General features: G+C 73.5%; 16 protein-coding genes and 1 riboswitch. Of the genes, 5 read left to right on the top strand and 11 right to left on the bottom strand.

The window, feature by feature from the left end; genetic code table 11:
- Positions 1-144 precede the first annotated feature (144 nt).
- From ACZLMO_RS07055 to ACZLMO_RS07035, 5 genes are all read right to left on the bottom strand, one after another.
- Positions 145-1,164, bottom strand: coding sequence for an AAA family ATPase (locus tag ACZLMO_RS07055; RefSeq protein WP_463653301.1), 1,020 nt, complete (start codon positions 1,162-1,164; stop codon positions 145-147).
- Positions 1,165-1,320: 156 nt separating this feature from the next.
- Positions 1,321-2,151, bottom strand: coding sequence for a mycofactocin-coupled SDR family oxidoreductase (locus tag ACZLMO_RS07050; protein WP_463653300.1), 831 nt, complete (start codon positions 2,149-2,151; stop codon positions 1,321-1,323).
- A gap of 42 nt (positions 2,152-2,193) precedes the next feature.
- Positions 2,194-3,030, bottom strand: a complete 837-nt coding sequence (locus ACZLMO_RS07045) for a mycofactocin-coupled SDR family oxidoreductase (protein WP_463653299.1) — start codon at positions 3,028-3,030, stop codon at positions 2,194-2,196.
- A gap of 100 nt (positions 3,031-3,130) precedes the next feature.
- Entirely contained in the window at positions 3,131-3,967 is an 837-nt protein-coding gene (locus tag ACZLMO_RS07040) for a mycofactocin-coupled SDR family oxidoreductase (protein ID WP_425713793.1), read from the bottom strand.
- A gap of 193 nt (positions 3,968-4,160) precedes the next feature.
- Positions 4,161-4,994, bottom strand: coding sequence for a mycofactocin-coupled SDR family oxidoreductase (locus tag ACZLMO_RS07035; RefSeq protein ID WP_425713794.1), 834 nt, complete (start codon positions 4,992-4,994; stop codon positions 4,161-4,163).
- Between the two features lie 261 nt (positions 4,995-5,255).
- On the opposite strand from ACZLMO_RS07035, the gene mftR reads away from it, so the two are divergent.
- Positions 5,256-5,999 (top strand): mycofactocin system transcriptional regulator, encoded by a 744-nt coding sequence (gene mftR / locus ACZLMO_RS07030; RefSeq protein WP_425713795.1) that lies wholly within the window; start codon positions 5,256-5,258, stop codon positions 5,997-5,999.
- 114 nt (positions 6,000-6,113) lie between these two features.
- Here the strand turns inward: mftR and ACZLMO_RS07025 are convergent, their stop codons facing one another.
- Both ACZLMO_RS07025 and ACZLMO_RS07020 read right to left on the bottom strand, forming a co-directional pair.
- Positions 6,114-7,802, bottom strand: a complete 1,689-nt coding sequence (locus ACZLMO_RS07025; protein WP_463653298.1) for a GMC family oxidoreductase — start codon at positions 7,800-7,802, stop codon at positions 6,114-6,116.
- 46 nt (positions 7,803-7,848) lie between these two features.
- Positions 7,849-9,087 (bottom strand): MFS transporter, encoded by a 1,239-nt coding sequence (locus ACZLMO_RS07020; protein WP_463653297.1) that lies wholly within the window; start codon positions 9,085-9,087, stop codon positions 7,849-7,851.
- Positions 9,088-9,258: 171 nt separating this feature from the next.
- Between ACZLMO_RS07020 and ACZLMO_RS07015 the strand changes: the two genes are divergently transcribed.
- The 4 genes from ACZLMO_RS07015 to ACZLMO_RS07000 all read left to right on the top strand — a co-directional run bounded on the left by ACZLMO_RS07015 (position 9,259) and on the right by ACZLMO_RS07000 (position 12,513).
- Complete coding sequence (locus ACZLMO_RS07015; RefSeq protein ID WP_463653325.1) at positions 9,259-9,846, top strand: class I SAM-dependent methyltransferase; 588 nt, start codon at positions 9,259-9,261, stop codon at positions 9,844-9,846.
- 8 nt (positions 9,847-9,854) lie between these two features.
- Complete coding sequence (locus tag ACZLMO_RS07010; RefSeq protein ID WP_463653296.1) at positions 9,855-10,661, top strand: DedA family protein; 807 nt, start codon at positions 9,855-9,857, stop codon at positions 10,659-10,661.
- Between the two features lie 51 nt (positions 10,662-10,712).
- Positions 10,713-11,783, top strand: a complete 1,071-nt coding sequence (locus tag ACZLMO_RS07005; RefSeq protein ID WP_463653295.1) for a glycerophosphodiester phosphodiesterase family protein — start codon at positions 10,713-10,715, stop codon at positions 11,781-11,783.
- Positions 11,784-11,865: 82 nt separating this feature from the next.
- Positions 11,866-12,513 (top strand): maleylpyruvate isomerase family mycothiol-dependent enzyme, encoded by a 648-nt coding sequence (locus ACZLMO_RS07000; RefSeq protein WP_463653294.1) that lies wholly within the window; start codon positions 11,866-11,868, stop codon positions 12,511-12,513.
- A gap of 57 nt (positions 12,514-12,570) precedes the next feature.
- On the opposite strand, the gene ACZLMO_RS06995 is transcribed toward ACZLMO_RS07000, so the two are convergent.
- From ACZLMO_RS06995 to ACZLMO_RS06980, 4 genes are all read right to left on the bottom strand, one after another.
- The gene (locus ACZLMO_RS06995) at positions 12,571-13,737 is read right to left on the bottom strand and encodes an ABC transporter ATP-binding protein (protein ID WP_463653293.1); all 1,167 of its coding nucleotides are present in this window, start codon (positions 13,735-13,737) and stop codon (positions 12,571-12,573) included.
- Complete coding sequence (locus ACZLMO_RS06990; RefSeq protein ID WP_463653292.1) at positions 13,731-15,422, bottom strand: ABC transporter permease; 1,692 nt, start codon at positions 15,420-15,422, stop codon at positions 13,731-13,733. The genes ACZLMO_RS06995 and ACZLMO_RS06990 overlap by 7 nt, the downstream gene beginning before the upstream one ends.
- A complete protein-coding gene (locus ACZLMO_RS06985; RefSeq protein WP_463653291.1) occupies positions 15,419-16,567 on the bottom strand; it encodes a thiamine ABC transporter substrate-binding protein in 1,149 nt (382 codons plus the stop codon). Before ACZLMO_RS06985 ends, ACZLMO_RS06990 begins: the two co-directional genes overlap by 4 nt.
- 56 nt (positions 16,568-16,623) lie before the next feature.
- A riboswitch (TPP riboswitch) is annotated at positions 16,624-16,729 on the bottom strand.
- A 50-nt stretch (positions 16,730-16,779) separates the two neighbouring features.
- A complete protein-coding gene (locus tag ACZLMO_RS06980) occupies positions 16,780-17,058 on the bottom strand; it encodes a DUF4235 domain-containing protein (protein ID WP_425713805.1) in 279 nt (92 codons plus the stop codon).
- Positions 17,059-17,060 lie beyond the last annotated feature (2 nt).

The raw sequence follows: 17,060 nt of genomic DNA, 5'->3' as shown, positions 1-17,060 counted from the left end.
GCGGGCGACGAGGACCTGTCCGCCGCCCTCACCCGTGGCCGGCTCGAAGACGGTGGGGTCCTCGTCGAGGACCTTCGGCCGACGACGACGCCCCGCGGACTTCTCGCTCCGGCGACGGATCGGGGAGTCGGCCTCGATCTCTCTTCAACCACCGGCGGCCGCCGCGGGGTGCAGGAGGTAGTGGTCCTCCCAGATCTCCTGGACGACGCGCTCCGGGGTGGTCGCGCTCGCGGCGTCGACGTGGAGGCGGCCGGACAGGGCGACCATCGCGGCGTCCCGCATCGACTCGGCGTACCGGCGGCGCGGGGTGTCCTCGTCGGTCAGGCGCCCCTCGCCGGGAGTCTCGATCCCCCGCATCGCGAGCAGCTGGGCGCCGACGAGGGCGAGGTCGATCGCCCCGCGCACCGAGCTGCCCTGGCGGGTGTCCTCGTGGTCACGGGTGGCGCGCGTGAGTGCCACGGAGTCGGCCACGATCTCGGCTGCGAGATCCGCGGGGAGCTGGTCGTCGTCGTCGCGGGTGGTGATCGTGCCGGCCGGTTCCGACGGGCCGAGGCCGGTGCGCAGGGCGACGATCGCCCGTTCGTCGTCGGCCCCCTGGTAGTCGACCACGAGCCGGTTGAACCGGTCGTGGACCGACGAGGACAGGCGCGTCGTGCCGACGTTGTCGTAGGGGTTCATCGAGGCGATGATCCGGAAGGTCGGCTGCGCGGTGACCGAGCCGACGCGCGGCACCGTGACCTCGCGCTCCGCCATCGCGGTGAGCAGGGTGTTGAGGGTGTCGTCGGGGGCGCGGTTGAACTCCTCGATGTAGAGGAACCCGCCCTCGCGCATGGCGCGCACGAGCGGCCCGTCGACGAAGTTCTCGTCCTTGTAGCCCTCGCGCAGCACGCGGGACGGGTCGTGCCCGCCGATGAGCTTGCTCGGCGTGAGGTCCGCGTTGCCCTCGACGAGGACGAACGGGATGCCCCACTCCTCCGCGATCGCCCGCAGAAGGGTCGACTTCGACGTGCCCGGCGGGCCCTCGAGCAGGATGTCCCTGCCCGCGGCGACCGCGGCGAGCACGAGGTCGAGCTCGTGCTCGCGCCCGACGACGCGTTGCCCGACGTGGTCCCGCATGCGGGTGACGTAGCCGGTGTCTCGGGTCCCGGTGGACTGTGTGGTCATGTCTCGCCTTCGGTGGAAGTTCTGTTCGTCGAGATTGCGGTTCGTGCTCGTCGAGATTGCGGTTGGTGGTCGCTGATCTGTCGAGAGTGCGGCTGAGGGCCGGACCTCGCTTCGGTGGTGCCGCCCGATCCGGGCGACACCACCGAGGCAGGTGGATCAGGTCTGCGACATGCCGCCGTCGACGTGCATCGCAAGCCCGGTGGTCCACGTGGACTCGTCGGAGAGGAGGTACAGCACCGCGTTCGAAATCTCACGCGGGGACATGAGCGGGATGCCGTCCTCGCCCCGCGGGAACCCGTTGAGCATCGACAGCAGCCCGGGGTTCTCGCTCTCGAGCTGCATGATCCTGTCGACGCCCTCGGCCATGTGCGTGTCGACCGGCCCCGGGTGGATGGTGTTCACCCGGACCTTGTCCTTGGACATCTCCTGGGCGAACGACTTGCCCAGCGCGGTCACGCCGAACTTGGCCGCGTTGTACGGGGCGTTGAACGGTCCCGGCTTGATGCCGTTCGCGGAGGAGATCAGCACGATCGAACCCCCGTTCCCGGCATCGATCATCACCGGCGCGGCAGCCTGCACGGTGTTCCAGACGCCGGTGAGGTTGATGTCGATCGTGGTCTGCCAGTCCTCCTGGGAGAACCCGTTCCAGTGGTTGAAGATGTCAATCCCGGCGTTCGCGACGATGCCGTCGAGGCGGCCACCAAGCTCGGCCACCCCCTTGTCGACGATCTCCTTGAGGCGGGCGGGGTCCCGCACGTCGCCCTGCTCGGCGATGATGCGGCGGTCGAGCGCCTCGACCTGCTTGACCGTCTCGCCCAGGTCCTCGGGCTTCGCGCCGGCGTACTCGGTGACTCCTAGGATCGGCTCGCCGATGTCGACGGCGATGATGTCGGCCCCCTCCTCCGCCAGGCGCAGCGCGTGGCTGCGCCCCTGGCCGCGAGCGGCGCCGGTGATGAAGACGACCTTGCCTTCCATACGTCCTGCCATGATTCGTGACTCCTTCGTCGTGAGTGTGGTGGTCGAGGTCGATTACTTGATGAGGGTGCCCGCGTCGACAGGCAGCGGGACGCCGGTGATGTACCGCGCCTCGTCGGACGCGAGGAACAGCACCGCGTTGGAGATGTCGACCGCCTCGACCCACGGGATCGGGAGTGCCTGCATCGCCTGCGAGATCTCGGCGAACTGCTCGCGGGTCGGCGACTCACTACCCGGCATGAAGAGCTTGAAGATCGCGTCGTTCATGATCATCGGCGTGTCCACCTGGGTCGGGTGGATCGAGTTGACCCGGATGCGGTCGGGGCCGAACTCGAGGGCCATCGCCTTCATGAGACCGACGAGTCCGTGCTTCGCCGAGACGTAGTGCGCCTGGTTCTCGTACGGCTGCAGACCGGCGGCCGAGCTCGTGATGATGATCGACCCACCCTCGCCACCTGCCTTGATGTGCGGAACGGCAGCCTTTGCGGTGTACCACACACCGGTGAGGTTGACGTCGATCATCGTGTTCCAGCCGTCGGACGAGATCACGTCGGCCTTGCCGAGCTCACCCGCCATCCCGGCGTTCGCCGCGACGATGTCGAGCCTTCCCAGCTCGGCCACGCCCTCGTCGGCGAGCGCCTTCACGGCATCGAAGTCACGCACGTCGACCTGTCGGGCCACGATGCGCCTGTCCAACGCCTCGACCGCGCGCACCGTCTCCTCGAGGTCCTCCGGCGTTGCGCCGGGGATCGAGCTGGTCTCGACATCCCGGCAGATGTCGAACGCGATGATGTCCGCACCCTCCTCCGCGAGTCGAACCGCGTGCGAGCGTCCCTGCCCGCGCGCCGCCCCGGAGATGAACGCAACCTTGCCCTCTACTCGTCCTGCCATGATTCCTGACTCCTTCGTCGTGATCAGTGGTGAACCGTTCGCGACCTGTCAACTAGGGGCGGCGCCCCGGCGCGGCCGCGTGCGCCGGGGCACCGATGGGTCAGAGCGTGAAGCCGGCGTCGATCTTCAGCTGCGTACCCGTGACGTAGCGACCCTCGTCCGAGGAGAGGAAGAGGATGGCGTTCGAGAGATCCACGGGGTCGATCGCCGAGATCGGCAGGGCGTGCAGCGCCTGCAGCCGCTCGCGGAAGACCTCCTCGGTCGGGTTCTCCAGGTCCGGGGCGAACAGCTCGTAGAGCGCCTGGTTGAGCACCATCGGGGTGTTGACCGAGGTCGGGTGGATCGTGTTGACGCGGATCCGGTGCGGGCCGAGCTCCTTGGCGAGCGTCTTCATCAGCCCGACGACGCCGTGCTTGGCCGCCGTGTAGGAGCCGACGTTCGGCGTGCCGAGGATCCCCGCGGTCGACGACGTGAGCACGACCGACCCACCGTTGCCGGCCTCGATCATGTGCTTGGCGGCGGCCTTGACCGTGTGCCAGACACCCTTGAGGTTGATGTCGAGCATCGTGTCCCAGTCCTCCTCGGACTCCTCGATCGCCGGGGAGCCGAAGGTGAAGATGCCGGCGTTGGCCGACACGATGTCGAGGCGCCCGCCGAGCTCAGCGACGCCCTCGTCGACGACGGCGGACACAGCCGCGAAGTCGCGCGCGTCGGCGACCCGGGCGACGATCCGGCGGTCCAGGGCCTCGACCTGGCGCACCGTCTCCGCGAGGTCCTCCTCGGTCGGCGCCGGGTACTTGACGCCCTCGACCGGCGCGGCGATGTCGAACGTGATGATGTCCGCGCCCTCCTCGGCGAGACGCACCGCGTGCGAGCGCCCCTGCCCGCGTGCACCTCCCGAGATCAGCGCAACCTTGCCCTCGAGACGGCCAGCCATATCGATCAACTCCTTCGTGTCGTGATGCTCAAACGGATCTCTCGGTCATGACGGACGTGGGGCGGGCGGTCCGCGCCGGTCGCCGGGCGCCACCTGCGGCTCGCCGCCTGTCCTCGTCGTCACCGGCTCCAACTCATGCATCCGGATGGATATTCCGGGCTGAGTCCGTCCGCTACAGCTTCCCGGCCACACGTCACCCGATGTGGTTCCCGGCGTCGACCGGGAACTCGATGCCCGTGACGTACCGCGCCTCGTCCGACGCGAGGAACAGCAGCGCGTTGGACAGGTCGATCGACTCGATGAGGTCGACCGGGTACGGGTTGAGCGTGTGCGTCACCTCGAGGAAGTCCTCCTTGGTCGGGTTCTCGAGGTCGGGCCGGAACAGGTCGTACATCGGCTGCATGAACGTCATGTCCGTCGCCACCGTCGTCGGGTGGATGGTGTTGACGCGGATCTTGTCCTTCGCGAGCTCGAGCGCGAGCACCCGCATGACCCCGATGACACCCATCTTCGCGGCGACGTAGTGCACGACGTTCTGGGCCGGCTTGAGCGCGACGACAGAGCTCGTGATGGTTATCGACCCGCCGCCGGAGGCACGCAGGTGCGGGATCGCCGCGTTGCACGTCTTCCACACACCGGTGAGGTTGATGTCGATCATGTCCTGCCAGGTCTGCTCGTCAATCTCCTCCGACGGCCGGAAGCCCGAGACGATCCCGGCACCGGCGGAGACGATGTCGAGCCGCCCGAGCTCGGCCACACCCTCGTCGAGCACCTCGGTCAGGCGGGCGGAGTCCCGGACGTCGGCCTGCCGCGCGACGATGCGCCGGTCGAGCGCCTCGACGGCCCGGACCGTCTCGTCCATCTCCTCCTGGGTCCCCATCGCGTAGGGCGCCGTGGCGATGTCCTCGAGGATGTCGACGGCGATGATGTCGGCCCCCTCCTGCGCGAGCCGAATCGCGTGACTCCTGCCCTGGCTCTTGGCCGCGCCGGTGATGAAGGCGACCTTGCCCTCGAGTCGTCCTGCCATGGTTGTGCTCCTCACGTCGGTGTGGTGGTGCGCGCGACCGAGGAGGGCACCCGCCTCTCGGTCGTTCGCCGGGTCCCGCGCGCACGAGGCCGCGGGCGGCGGATCAGGCCGAGGACGGTGCCGTGGTGGACTGGGTCATGCGTTCCTCCTCGAACGGTCGCCAGGGCCTCGTCCTGATGTGTGGGCCAGCCCACACGATCCTCATGGGAGCGTATATGACACTGGGTGCCACTGCAATGGATTCCTGAAGGGGACGGAGCGATGCAGGACGACGTCAGCGACGACGGGGCGGGCGGCGGCCCGCGCGCCCCGGCACGGCCCACCGGAGACGACGACACGACGACGAGCGGTCCCGACGACCGGGCCGCGACCGGTTCCGACCGACCCCCCGGCCGCCCTCGCGCGACGACGCACCACGAGCTCGCCACGATCGGCGTCGAGCTCTTCACCGAGCACGGGTACGCCAACGTCTCGGTCGAGCAGATCGCCGCCGCGGCCGGCGTCTCCCGGCGCACCTTCTTCCGCTACTTCGAGACAAAGGCGGACGTGGTGTGGGGCGACTTCGAGGCGGAGGTCGAGCGTCTGCGTGCCGCCCTCGCCGAGGTCGACGACGACGTCCCGATGATGGCGGCGCTGCGGACCGCCGTGGTCGACTTCAACCGCGTCCCGCCGGAGGGCATGGCGCAGCACCGCGCACGCCTCCGCCTCATCCTCACCGAGCCCGACCTCATCGCCCGATCCCTGCTCAAGTTCCAGGGCTGGCGACGCGCGATCGCCGAGTTCGCGGCCCGCCGCCTCCAGGCCGAGGCCTCCGCCTTCGGCCCCCAGCTCGTCGGCGAGGTCGCACTGTCCGTCGCCGTCGCCGCCTACCGCCAGTGGATCCCGAGGCGTTCAGCCGACCTCGCCACCTGCATCGACGCCGCATTCGACGCGGTCACGGACCTTGAGCTGCTCGACGCCGACGTCTCCGCCGCCCTCACCGCGCGCCTCGACCCACCCCGTTAGCACGTCGCCCCCAGGACCATCACCGACGACGACGAACCCCGCGTCACCCCTCCGCCGGAAACAACGACCCTGGCCGGAGGGCCGGCCACAGCAGTTCCGTCGCCCACCGCGCCGTCAACGGTGCGCCTCGCGGCCAGCCACACCGTCCTCGCCGATCCACCCGCCGGCCAGGTGCCCGAGAGCCATCGCCACCGACTGCGTCCCGCCCGAGGTGTGCGAGGGCAAGGCGGACAGGTCGGCGACCCGCAGCCCGCCGACACCCCGCACGCGCAGCCGCTCGTCGAGCACCGCGCCCGTCCCGCCGGCCGCCGCCGTGCCCACCGAGTGGAAGATCGCGCCGCCGGTGTCCCGCACGTACCGCGCCGCAGCCGCGACGTCGCCGGACGGCACGAGACGTCCCGGCACCAGCTCCTCGGCATCGATCGCGGCAACCGCGTCCGACCCGACGACGGCGCGCGCGGCCTCGAGCGCCCGGGCGGCCATCTCCCGGTCCGCGGGGTCGCCGAGCAGCGGGCCGCGAACCTCGGGTGGCGCGTCGACGTCCGCCCCGGTCACATGGACGGACCCGGTGGCGCGCGGGACCAGCGGGAACGCCTGCACCATGAGACCGGCGTGCCCGCTGGGGGTCAGCCCGTCGTCGTCGGTGGAGACCTCGGTGAGGAGAAGCTGCAGGTCAGGGTGTTGACCGCCGCGAGAATCGACGGACGCCACGAGGTCGTAGGGCCCGCGCGCGAGGCGTCCGGAGCCGGTGAGGAGGTACTCGAGGACCGAGCGGCGCAGGCCCCGCCCCCGCAGAGCGGCGTTCATCCCGAGGCCGTCACGGACGCGCACCTTGACCGTCGCGCCCCGTTGCTCCCTGAGCCCCTCTCCCACCTGCGGTGACGCGACCTGCAGCTCGATGCCGAGCGACGCGAGCCGGTCGGGGTCCCCGACTCCCGACCGCTCGAGCAGCTGCGGGGTCTCCAGGGCACCGGCCGTGAGCACGACCTCCCGGCCGCGGTGCAGCAGGCGCCGACCCTTCGCGTCGACAACCTCGACCCCGACCGCCCGGCCGCGCTCGAGGACCACCCGCACCGCGCGCTCCCGCTGCACCAGCCGCACCCGCCCCGTCGCGAGGTGCCGAGCTACGAGGCGCCACGCGGCGGCGCGACGGCCTCGCACGATCGACGCGGGCGTCCGTCCGGCACGGGGCCCGACGGCGGCACGCACGTCGGGTACGAACGGCACCCCCGTCGAGGCGAGCCCGCCGGCGAGTGCCCGAAGCACCTCCGAGTCCCCCGGGTCGCTCGCGGGCGGCGGCACGGGGAGGCGGCGCTCGATCGCCTCGAACGCCGGCTCGAACTCGCGCCATGACCAGTGCGCGCCCAGGTCGGCCGCGAGCGCGTCGTAGAGATGCGGCTCGCCGCGGAGGTACATCGTGCCGTTGACGAGGGTGGAGCCGCCGGGGCCGCGGCCGCGCAGCCACGTCTCGGAGGAGCCGTGGGCGTTCCCGCCGGTGTCGTCACCAGCCGGGTCAGGTTCCTCACCAGCCGGCTCGGGACAGACACCACCCGGCTCCGGCGCGACCCCCTCCTGCGCCGGACGCACCTCGTACTGCGACGACAGGCCCGGCCGCGTCATCGTGCGCACGAACCCCATAGGGACCGTGACCACGGGGTCGAAGGTGAACGCGCCCGCCTCGACGAGAATCACGCGACGGCCGAGGTCCGCGAGCCGGGCCGCGAGCGCGCACCCGGCGGCCCCGGCCCCGACCACCACGACGTCCGCCGCCCGCCCCGTCTCGCTCACGTCGCTCGCACCCATGGGGCGACCGTAGGCACGTCCGCCACCCGACGGCACACGGTGCCCGTCAGGCCTCCCGTGACTCCCGCCCCAGCGTCTCCGGCGCGGTCCGCCACGGCATCGCGCCGACGAGCAGCATCACCCCGGCGAGGCCGAACGCCCACGCGTACCCGAGCTCGTCGACGAGCAGGCCCGAGACGATCGGGCCGAGGATCGTGCCGGCGTCCATCGCCATCTGGCTCCGCGCCACGACGGACCCCCCGCTGCGCTCGCGCCCCACGACGTCGGCGAGCACGGCCTGCTGCGCGGGCTGGATCGCCGCGGCGGACAGCCCACCGAGGACGGACATCCCGAGCACCATGACCACGTGCGGCGAGAGGCCCATGAGCACGGACGTCACCGCGGACACGACGAGCCCGCCGAGCAGCAGCGGCCGCCGCCCCACCCGGTCGATCGCGCTCCCCGTCCAGCGCAGCGCCACGAGCGTGCCGATCGTGTAGCTCGCGAGCGCCACGCCGGGCGACCACTGCCCGGAGCCCGCCACGGTCAGTGCGAACAGCGGGACGATCGCCATCCGCACGCCGAGGTTGGCCCAGCCGTGCACGAACCCCGAGACGAGCGAGGCCCGGTAGGCGGGATCGCGCATGGCCTCGGCCACCCGCATGGGCGGCTGCGCGGGCTCGGCGACCACGCGGGCCTTCGCGGCCTCGCGCTCGGCCCGCGACGGCCGCACGAAGACGGCCACCACCGCGGCCGCGACGAGCAGCCCCACACCGTAGATGACGAACGGCGCCCGCAGCCCGAGCCCGGAGAGGGCTGCGCCGAGCACCGGCCCGAAGACGTTGCCGAGAAGGAAGCCCGACCCGAACAGCGCCGACGCCCGTCCACGTTTCGCCACCGGGGCGAGCGCGATGACCAGCGACGCGGCGGAGATGGTGAACATCGTCGACCCGATGCCGCCGAGCCCGCGGAACACGAGCAGCTGCCAGTAGTCGCCGGCGAACGCGCTCGCGCCGGTCGAGAGCGCGACGATGACGAGGCCCGCCACGTAGACGATCCGGGGACCGAGCCGGCCCACCAGTCCTCCGCCGACCGGCGCGAACACGAGCCGCATGAGGGCGAACGCCGAGACGACGACGGTCGCCGCCGTCACCCCGACCCCGAACGACCGCGCGTACGTCGGCAGCACGGGCGCGACGAGGCCGTACCCCATGGCCACGATGAACGAGGCGACGACGAGGACCCAGATCTCCCGCGGCATCGGCTCGTCCCCCGGTGCGGGCGCGGCCCCTGGTGGTGTCGTCATGTCCTCGCCATTGTCGCCCACCCGTCGCACCGCCGACGGCGGCACCCACGCACCCCCGTCCACACCCACCACCTGCCGTTCCGGCCAGTTCTCCCCCGTCCACACCGTTGCCCGCCGTACCCGGCCCGCGGCTAGTGTCGGGACGTGGACGACGTCAACGGCTGGACCGCGATGCTCGCGGAGAATCCCGGCCACTCCCGCTGGTACATCGAGCGGTTCCGACGCATGGCGGACAACGAGGCGGACCTGGCGGGCGAGGCGCGGCTCGTCGACGCGCTGGTCCCCCGCGGCGCACGGATCCTCGACGCCGGTGCCGGCACGGGCCGGGTCGGCGGGCACCTCGCGGCCGCCGGCCACGTGGTGGTCGGCGTCGACCTGGACCCCGAGCTCGTCGAGGAGGCCCGCGCGCTCCACCCGGGCCCGCAGTGGCTGGTCGGGGACATCGCGGACCTGGACTCCGCGCTCGCCGACCGCGCCGGCGCCGCCGAGCCGTTCGACGCGATCGTCTGCGCCGGCAACGTCATGACGTTCCTCGCCCGCTCCGAGCGCCGTCCCGCCCTCGAGGGCTTCGCACGGCACCTGGCCGCCGACGGCCGCGCGGCGATCGGCTTCGGGCCCGACCGCGGGTACCCGGTCGACGACTTCCTCTCCGACGCCGGAGCCGCCGGGCTCGCCCCCGACCTCCTCCTCGGCACCTGGGATCTGCGCGCCCTGCGCCCGTCGTCGGACTTCCTCGTCGCCGTCCTCACGCACGCCTGAGCCGCCCCGTGGATCTCGTCGGCTGGTCGCTCGCCGTCGTCGACGCCCTCGGGGGCGCCGGCATCGCGCTCGTCCTCGCCCTCGAGAACCTCGTCGCGATGATCCCCGGCGAGATCCTCCTGCCGTTCGTCGGGATGCTCGCCGAGCAGAACGGGTACGGGATCTGGTGGGCGCTCGGCTGGACGACGCTCGGCTCGGTGGTCGGCGCCTACGTCATCTACGCGGGCGGCCGCCTCCTCGGCCCGGACCGCGCACGGCGGCTCCTGCTCAAGGTCCCGCTGACCGAGTCGGCGGACATCGACCGGGCGACCGCGTTCTTCGACCGGTACGGGGCGTGGGCGGTGATCTTCGTGCGCTGGATCCCCATGCTCCGCGCGTTCATCTCGCTGCCCGCCGGCACGCAACGCATGAACCCGCTGACCTTCGGGCTGGCCACGGCGGTCGGCTCCGGCACGTGGAACGCCGTGTTCGTCGTCGCGGGCTACTACCTCGGCCAGCGCGGCTCGGAGCTCATCAACGAGGTCGTCACCACGTACTCGCTCGTGCTGGGGATCATCGGCGCGATCGTCGTCGTCGTGCTCGTCGTGCGACGCCTCCGCCGCCGACGCCGCACCCGTGCCGTCGGCCTCGCGGTCCGGCACGTGGCCGAGCGGCCCGCCGTGCCCGAGGACACCCGCCCCGCCGACGACGCACACCCCTCCACCGACGACGACGAACCCCCGGCGCCCCGCCCGACCAGCCCGGACGGCCCCGAGAGCGACCTCGTGGCAACCCCTCGACGACACCCGGGCGGCGGCTCGGTGAACAGTTCATGATCGTGAGCCGCGCCACGGCCGATCCGGCCGGCACCGTCCCAGGATGGAGCCGTGGCCATCCTCGTGGACCCCGGTACGTCGTTCGAGGCTTCCTCGTCCGCTGACCTCGCCGCACCCTCGGCCCCCGCGCGCACGCTCCCACCGGCGCGCACCGCCGCCCCGCCGGCGCACCCTCTCCCGCCGGCCCCCGCAGTCGCCGGGGCCCGCACCGCACCGGCCCCGGCCCCCCGCGCGGTCTCCCCCACGCACACGGTCGACCTCCCGCCGTGGCACCCCTCGGCCCCGTCGCCGGCATGGGCCCCGGTCGACGTCGAGCCGCTCCCGGCGCCGCAGGCCCCCCGCTCGCTCCCCTACGGCGCGCACCGCGGCCCGTGGGCGATCGCCCACCGCGGCGGGCTCGCGAACGCGCCGGAGAACACCGCCGAGGCCTTCGCCCGCGCGTCGGCCGCCGGCCTGACCTACCTCGAGACGGACGTCCGCGTCACCGCCGACGGGGTGGCCGTGGCCTTCCACGACGCCACGCTCGACCGCGTCACCGACCTCACCGGCCCGGTCTGCGGCCGCACCTGGGCCGAGCTCGCGGCCACCCCCGTGCTCGGCGGCGGCCCGGTCGCCCGCATCGAGGACCTGCTGGCCTGGTTCCCCGACGCCCGGTTCATCATCGACATCAAGGAGGCGGCCGCGATCGGCCCGCTCGTGGCCGCCGTCCGCCGCACGCGCGCGGCCGACCGGGTGTGCGTCGCCGGCGGCTTCGACGGCTGGCTCGCCGAGCTCCGCGACCGCGCGGGCGTGACCTCCGCGCTCGGCTGGCAGTCCCTGTTCCGCCTCTACGTCGCCGCGATGACCGGCACCCGCCCGCCCCGCCGGCTCGCCGGGGCCGGCGCGTTCGCCCACGCAGCGTGGCGCCTCAACCAGCTCGTCATCATGGGCAACCCGCGGGTCGCCGACCGCCTCGTCGGCATGGCCCACGACCTCGGCCTGCGCGTCGTCGCCTGGACCGTCGACACCCCCGCCGACGTGCGTCGCCTGCTCGACCAGGGCGTGGACGGCATCATCGCCGACGACGCCGCGCAGCTCGTACGGACCTTCCGCTCCGGCGGCCTCGCGCCCACCGGGGCCTGACGACCCGCACCGTCGTCCGCGGCCCGCGAGCCGCCGCGGACCGCTGTGAGATCCTGGCCCTCCCGACGGGCGGAGGACCCCCATGGACACCTGGGACCGGAACCGGCTCTGGCAGGCGATCCGGACCGAGCGCATGCGCCTCGCCGACGACCTCGCCGACCTCACCGCCGAGCAGTGGCAGACCCGCTCCCTGAGCAGCGACTGGACGGTGGAGGAGACGCTCGCGCACCTCACGGCCGCCGGCAGCACGGGCACGCTGGCCTGGCTGCGGAGCATGGTCGGCGCCCGCTTCCGCACGAACGTCCACAACCAGCGCCTCCTCGACCGGCACAAGGGGGCCACCCCGGCCGAGACGCTGCTCCTGTTCCGCACGACGATCCCCAGCCAGGTCGAGCCCACCCCCACCACGTGGGCGTGGCTCGGCGAGGTGGTCGTGCACGGCATGGACATCCGTCACCCGCTCGGCATCGCCTCCGAGCCGGACCACGACGCCGTCGAGCAGGTGGCCCTCAGCTACGTCGCCAAGGACTGGGCGGTCAACTCGAGCTCCGCCGTCGAGGGGCTCGAGCTCGTCGCCACCGACGGGGTCTTCCGGTACGGCGAGGGGCCCGAGGTCACCGGCCGCACGCTCGAGCTCGTCATGGCGATGGCCGGGCGCTCCGCGTACGTCGAGCGCCTCGAGGGACCCGGCGTGGAGACGCTGAAGCAGCGCTTCACCCGCGCGGCCTGAGGCCCTGGGGACACCCCCGCACGACGACGCACCCCCGGCGGTCGCACCCGTTCTCCGTCACCGTCCCCACGGCCCGCACCCGCACGCCGTCTCCGATGCCCCGAGCAGGACCACTCCCTCCCTCAGCACGGCGACCTCCCGGACGTCGGCCGGCTCGGGAACGGACCCCTGCCCGACGACGAGCGCCCGCGCGCGCACGCCTCCCTCGATGACGACGTCGACCCACGTGCGCCCGCGCAGCTGCCGCACGGCGGTGGCGCGGGCGGGGAGGACGGCCGCGATCTCGGCGTCCGTCGGGCCCACGACGAGCGCCCCCGGGGTCAGTGCCACCTCGCCTGCACCGGCGCCCGGACCGGCCGCACCCGATATCCCGAGCGCCGCCGCCGGCAGGACCGGGCCGTGGCCGAGGAGCTCGGCGACCTCGCGGTCGGCCGGTGCCTCCCACAGCCGTCCCGGCGTCGCGACCTGCCGCAGGCGCCCGTCGCTGAGGACGGCGACGCGGTCGGCGACGGTGGCCGCCTCGTCGAGGTCGTGCGTGACGTACAGGGCGGTGGCGCCGGCGGTGCGCAGGATCGCCGATAGGTCGACGGCGAGCCGCTCCCGCAGGCCGCGGTCGAGGGCCGAGAGCGGCTCGTCGAGCAGGAGGACCCGCGGCCGCGGCGCGAGGGCGCGCGCGAGGGCCACCCGCTGGGCCTGGCCGCCGGAGAGCGTGGTGACCGGCCGGTCGGCCAGCTCCGCGAGCCCGACGAGCTCGAGCAGCTCGGCCACCCGGGCGTCGCGCCGCGCGCGGGTCGCCCGCCGGGCCCGCGGCACCGAGCGCAGCCCATAGGCCACGTTGCCCGCCACGTCGAGGTGGTCGAACAGCTGCCCGTCCTGGAAGACGAGGCCGACGCCGCGGCGGTGCACCGGGACACCGGCGAGGTCGGCGCCGTCGAGGCGCACCGTCCCGGACGCGAGCGGCTCGAGCCCGGCGACCGCGCGCAGGAGCGAGGACTTGCCCGACCCGGACGCGCCGACCACGGCGAGCACCTCGCCGGGGGTCACGCTCACCGACACGTCGTCGACCGCCCGGTGCCCGTCCGGGTAGACGACCGAGACCCCCTCGACGACGAGGCCGCCCCCGTCAACGGTCGCCCGGGCAGCGCCCGTCCCGTCCGCGGGTGTCCGGTCCGCCCCCGTGCGCGCCGTGCCCGTCAGGTCCGCGCCGTCGTCGCTCGTCACCATCCCGCATCTCCTTCCGCCCGCGCGCGCTCCGCGAGCGCCATCACCGTCGCCGTGAGCGCCGCGAGCAGCACCGCCGCGGCCATCGCCGTCCCGTGGGTCTCCGCCCCCGGTCGACCGAGGAGCCGGACGATCGCGACCGGCAGCGTCGGGTCGGTCGAGCGGGCGAGGAAGCTCGTCGCCCCGAACTCTCCCATCGACACCGCGAACGCGAACCCGGTGGCCACGCCGCCGGCCCGCAGGAGCGCCGGCCCGTCGATCGTGCGGAGCACCCGGGCGGGCGAGGCCCCGAGGGTCGCCGCGACCTCCCGCTGCCGCGCCTGGACCGCCCGCAGCACCGGGACCACCGTGCGCACCACCAGCGGCACCGCGACGACGGCCTGGACGATCGGGACGGCGAGCGGCGAGGAGCGCAGGTCGACCGGCAGCCAGGTCGACAGCAGGACCAGGCCGAACCCGACGGTCACCGCCGAGACCCCGATCGGGAGCATGACGAGCGTGTCGAGCAGGGACCGGCCGCGTCCGCGCACCCGCGAGCTCCCCGCGCTGCGCCCCGCCGTGACGAGCGACCCCGCGCCGGGCCGCCCCGCGATGACGACCGCGGCGAGGAGCCCGACCACCAGCGAGAGGACCGTGGCGTCGACGGCGGCCCGCAGGGACAGCTCGGCCGCATCGAGCACGGTTCGCGGCAGGGCACCGTCGCCGTCGCCCGCGAGGGAACGGAAGTGGTCGAGGGTCCACGACCCGTCCTGCGCGCGCAGCGCCCGCTCGAGGAGCCCGAGCATCGGGAGCAGGAGCAGGCCGCCCACGGCGAGAGCGGTCGTCGCGGCGGCCACGAGCTGGCCGGGCACGCGCAGGTCGAGCGGCGGGGTCGGCACCGGCCGCGTCCGCCCGGGCACGCCCCGTGAGCGCGCCACGAGCACGGTCGCGGCCACGACGACGACGATCTGCACGAGCGAGAGCACCGCCGCCCCGCGCAGGTCGAGGTTGCGTGTGCCGAGCCGCCAGATCTCCGTCTCGAGGGTGGACCACCCCAGCGGTGCCATCGTGCGGACGATCCCGAACGAGGTGGCGCAGAAGAGGGCGACGAGCGCACCGGCCGAGACGATCGCGGGGGTCAGCGCGGGCAGCGTGACCGTTCGCATCGCCCGCCACGGGGAGGCGCCGAGCGTGCGGGCGGCCTGCGCTGGGCGCGGGTCGAGCGCCGCCCACGCGGGTCCGACCACCCGGACCACCACCGAGTAGTTGACGAACACGAGGGCAGCGAGCAGCGCCCACGGCGTCCGGTCGAGCCCGAGGCCGCCGAGGATGCCGGACGGCGCGAGCACCGCCCGGAAGGCGACGCCCACCACGACGGTCGGCAGCACGAACGGGACGGCCACGACGACGCGGAGCAGCCTCCGGCCGGGGAAGCTCGTCCGGTAGAGGACGTAGGCGCCGGGCACCCCGAGCAGCACGGCGCACGCCGTGGCCGCGAGGGCCTGCGCGAGGGTGCGCACGAGCGCCCGCCCGGTGCCGGGCCGCGCGAGGATCTCCAGGACCGGGTCGCCCGCGGGGATCCCCGGGATCCGCTCGCCGGGCAGCAGACCGTGGACGACGAGGGCCACGACCGGGGCCACGAAGAACGCCGCGAGGAAGGCGATCGGGACCCCGGCCGCGACCACTCGCGCGGCGCGGCGGGCGGTCAACCGCCGACCACCTCGTCCCACGTGGCGAGCCAGTCCTCGCGGTGCTCGTCGACCTCGGCCGCCGGCATCTCGATCGGGTCCTCCGCGGGCGGGGCGAACTCGGCCCACGCCTCGGGCAGCGCCACGGAGTCGTCGACCGGGTACATGTACATCGCGTCCGGCAGTGCCGACTGGACGTCGTCCGACAGCAGCCAGTCGATGACCGCGCGCGCCCCCTCGGGGTTGTCCGCCCCCTCGACGACGCCCGCGTACTCGACCTGCCGGACGCAGGTCTCGGGCAGCGCCGCCGTCGTCGAGGCCGAGCCGTCCTCGGTGAGCGTCGCCGCCGGCGAGGAGGAGTAGGACAGGACGACCGGTCGGTCCCCGCCCGAGAACGTGAAGTCGACGTAGTAGGCGTCGGACCAGGAGTCGACGACGCGGACCCCGTTGTCGAGGAGCCGCTGCCAGTAGTCGGCGAACCCGTCCTCGCCGCTCTCGGCGACCGTCCCGACGAGCATCGCGAGGCCGGGCGAGGAGACGTTGGGGTCGGTGACGACCGCGAGGTCGGCGAACTCCGGGTCGGCGAGGTCCTCGAAGGTCACGGGCGGGGTGCGGCCCTCGGCCTCGAACCAGGCGGTGTCGACGTTGAGGCAGACATCGCCGAAGTCGATCGGGGTGAGCTCGTCCCCGCCGTCGACGAGGAGCTCCTCGGCGGAGGCGGGCAGCTCGGGGGACGTGTACGGCTCGAGCACGCCGCCGGTGATCGCGCGGCCCGCGTAGGCGTTGTCGATGCCGTACACGACGTCGGCCGACGGGCTGCCCGCGGAGAGCAGCAGGTCGTTGACGACGCTGCCGGCGTCGCCCGGCGAGGTGACGACGAGGGTGTAGCCGGTCTCGGCCTCGAACGCCTCGATCAGCTCGTCCGGGAGCGTGAACGAGTCGTGCGCGACGAGCGCGACCTCACCGCCCGCGCCGGGCCCGGACCCGCCCGACGACGGGCCCTCGGACGCCGAGCCCTCCGTCGTCGTCCCGTCCGACCCGGCCGGCGCGCCGTCGTCGGGCCTCTCGTCGTCCCCGCCGCCGAGCGAGCAGCCGGCGAGGGTGAGGGTGATCGCCGAGGCGAGGCCGAGGACGGCCCCGCCGCGACGGGTGGTCGTGCTGTGCATGTCGAACCTCCTGCGTGGGTGCGCAGGGTTCGTCGCCGCGGCGGGTGCCGCGACGACGGAGAGATGTCCCGACTACCTCCGCCGGTGCTAACCGGATCAGGTTCGAGGGTCTGCGGCTTCCCGCACTCTCAGCGCCGGCTCGGCGCTCCCCTGTCGTTCACCGGCATGCTACCCCGGCGCTCAGGGGTCCGACGTTCGTGTCCCGGCGCGGGTCAGTCGTCGAAGACGTCGTCCGCGACCTTCTGGAGCTCGGCCGGCTTGTACCACTTCGCCGCCTGACGCATGGCGAGCTGGCGCACGAGGCCGACGACGGCGCCCGAGACGGCCGTGAAGATGACGATCTCGACGAGCGAGACCGAGTCGTCGCCGTCGACGACCTCCGGCGGCTCGTGCCCGGTGGCGGCGACCCACCCCTTGGCGAGGATCTTGTTCGCCGCGATGCCGGCGACCACGCCGGCGCCCGTGCTGACGATCTTCCAACCGATGTCCATCT

This window comes from Georgenia sp. G2120, assembly GCF_055326485.1.
Note: the sequence above shows the minus strand (reverse complement) of the source record. Positions and strands in the feature narration are given on the sequence as shown.

What these genes read in the sequence shown, in the direction of transcription:
- ACZLMO_RS07020 (WP_463653297.1), bottom strand. Translation starts at nt 9,087, where the DNA reads ATGACGACACCACCAGGGGCCGCGCCCGCACCGGGGGACGAGCCGATG.
- ACZLMO_RS06985 (WP_463653291.1), bottom strand. Translation starts at nt 16,567, where the DNA reads ATGCACAGCACGACCACCCGTCGCGGCGGGGCCGTCCTCGGCCTCGCC.
- ACZLMO_RS06980 (WP_425713805.1), bottom strand. Translation starts at nt 17,058, where the DNA reads ATGGACATCGGTTGGAAGATCGTCAGCACGGGCGCCGGCGTGGTCGCC.
- mftR (WP_425713795.1), top strand. Translation starts at nt 5,256, where the DNA reads ATGCAGGACGACGTCAGCGACGACGGGGCGGGCGGCGGCCCGCGCGCC.
- ACZLMO_RS07025 (WP_463653298.1), bottom strand. Translation starts at nt 7,802, where the DNA reads ATGGGTGCGAGCGACGTGAGCGAGACGGGGCGGGCGGCGGACGTCGTG.
- ACZLMO_RS07035 (WP_425713794.1), bottom strand. Translation starts at nt 4,994, where the DNA reads ATGGCAGGACGACTCGAGGGCAAGGTCGCCTTCATCACCGGCGCGGCC.
- ACZLMO_RS07050 (WP_463653300.1), bottom strand. Translation starts at nt 2,151, where the DNA reads ATGGCAGGACGTATGGAAGGCAAGGTCGTCTTCATCACCGGCGCCGCT.
- ACZLMO_RS06995 (WP_463653293.1), bottom strand. Translation starts at nt 13,737, where the DNA reads ATGGTGACGAGCGACGACGGCGCGGACCTGACGGGCACGGCGCGCACG.
- ACZLMO_RS07040 (WP_425713793.1), bottom strand. Translation starts at nt 3,967, where the DNA reads ATGGCTGGCCGTCTCGAGGGCAAGGTTGCGCTGATCTCGGGAGGTGCA.
- ACZLMO_RS07055 (WP_463653301.1), bottom strand. Translation starts at nt 1,164, where the DNA reads ATGACCACACAGTCCACCGGGACCCGAGACACCGGCTACGTCACCCGC.
- ACZLMO_RS07015 (WP_463653325.1), top strand. Translation starts at nt 9,259, where the DNA reads ATGCTCGCGGAGAATCCCGGCCACTCCCGCTGGTACATCGAGCGGTTC.
- ACZLMO_RS07045 (WP_463653299.1), bottom strand. Translation starts at nt 3,030, where the DNA reads ATGGCAGGACGAGTAGAGGGCAAGGTTGCGTTCATCTCCGGGGCGGCG.
- ACZLMO_RS07000 (WP_463653294.1), top strand. Translation starts at nt 11,866, where the DNA reads ATGGACACCTGGGACCGGAACCGGCTCTGGCAGGCGATCCGGACCGAG.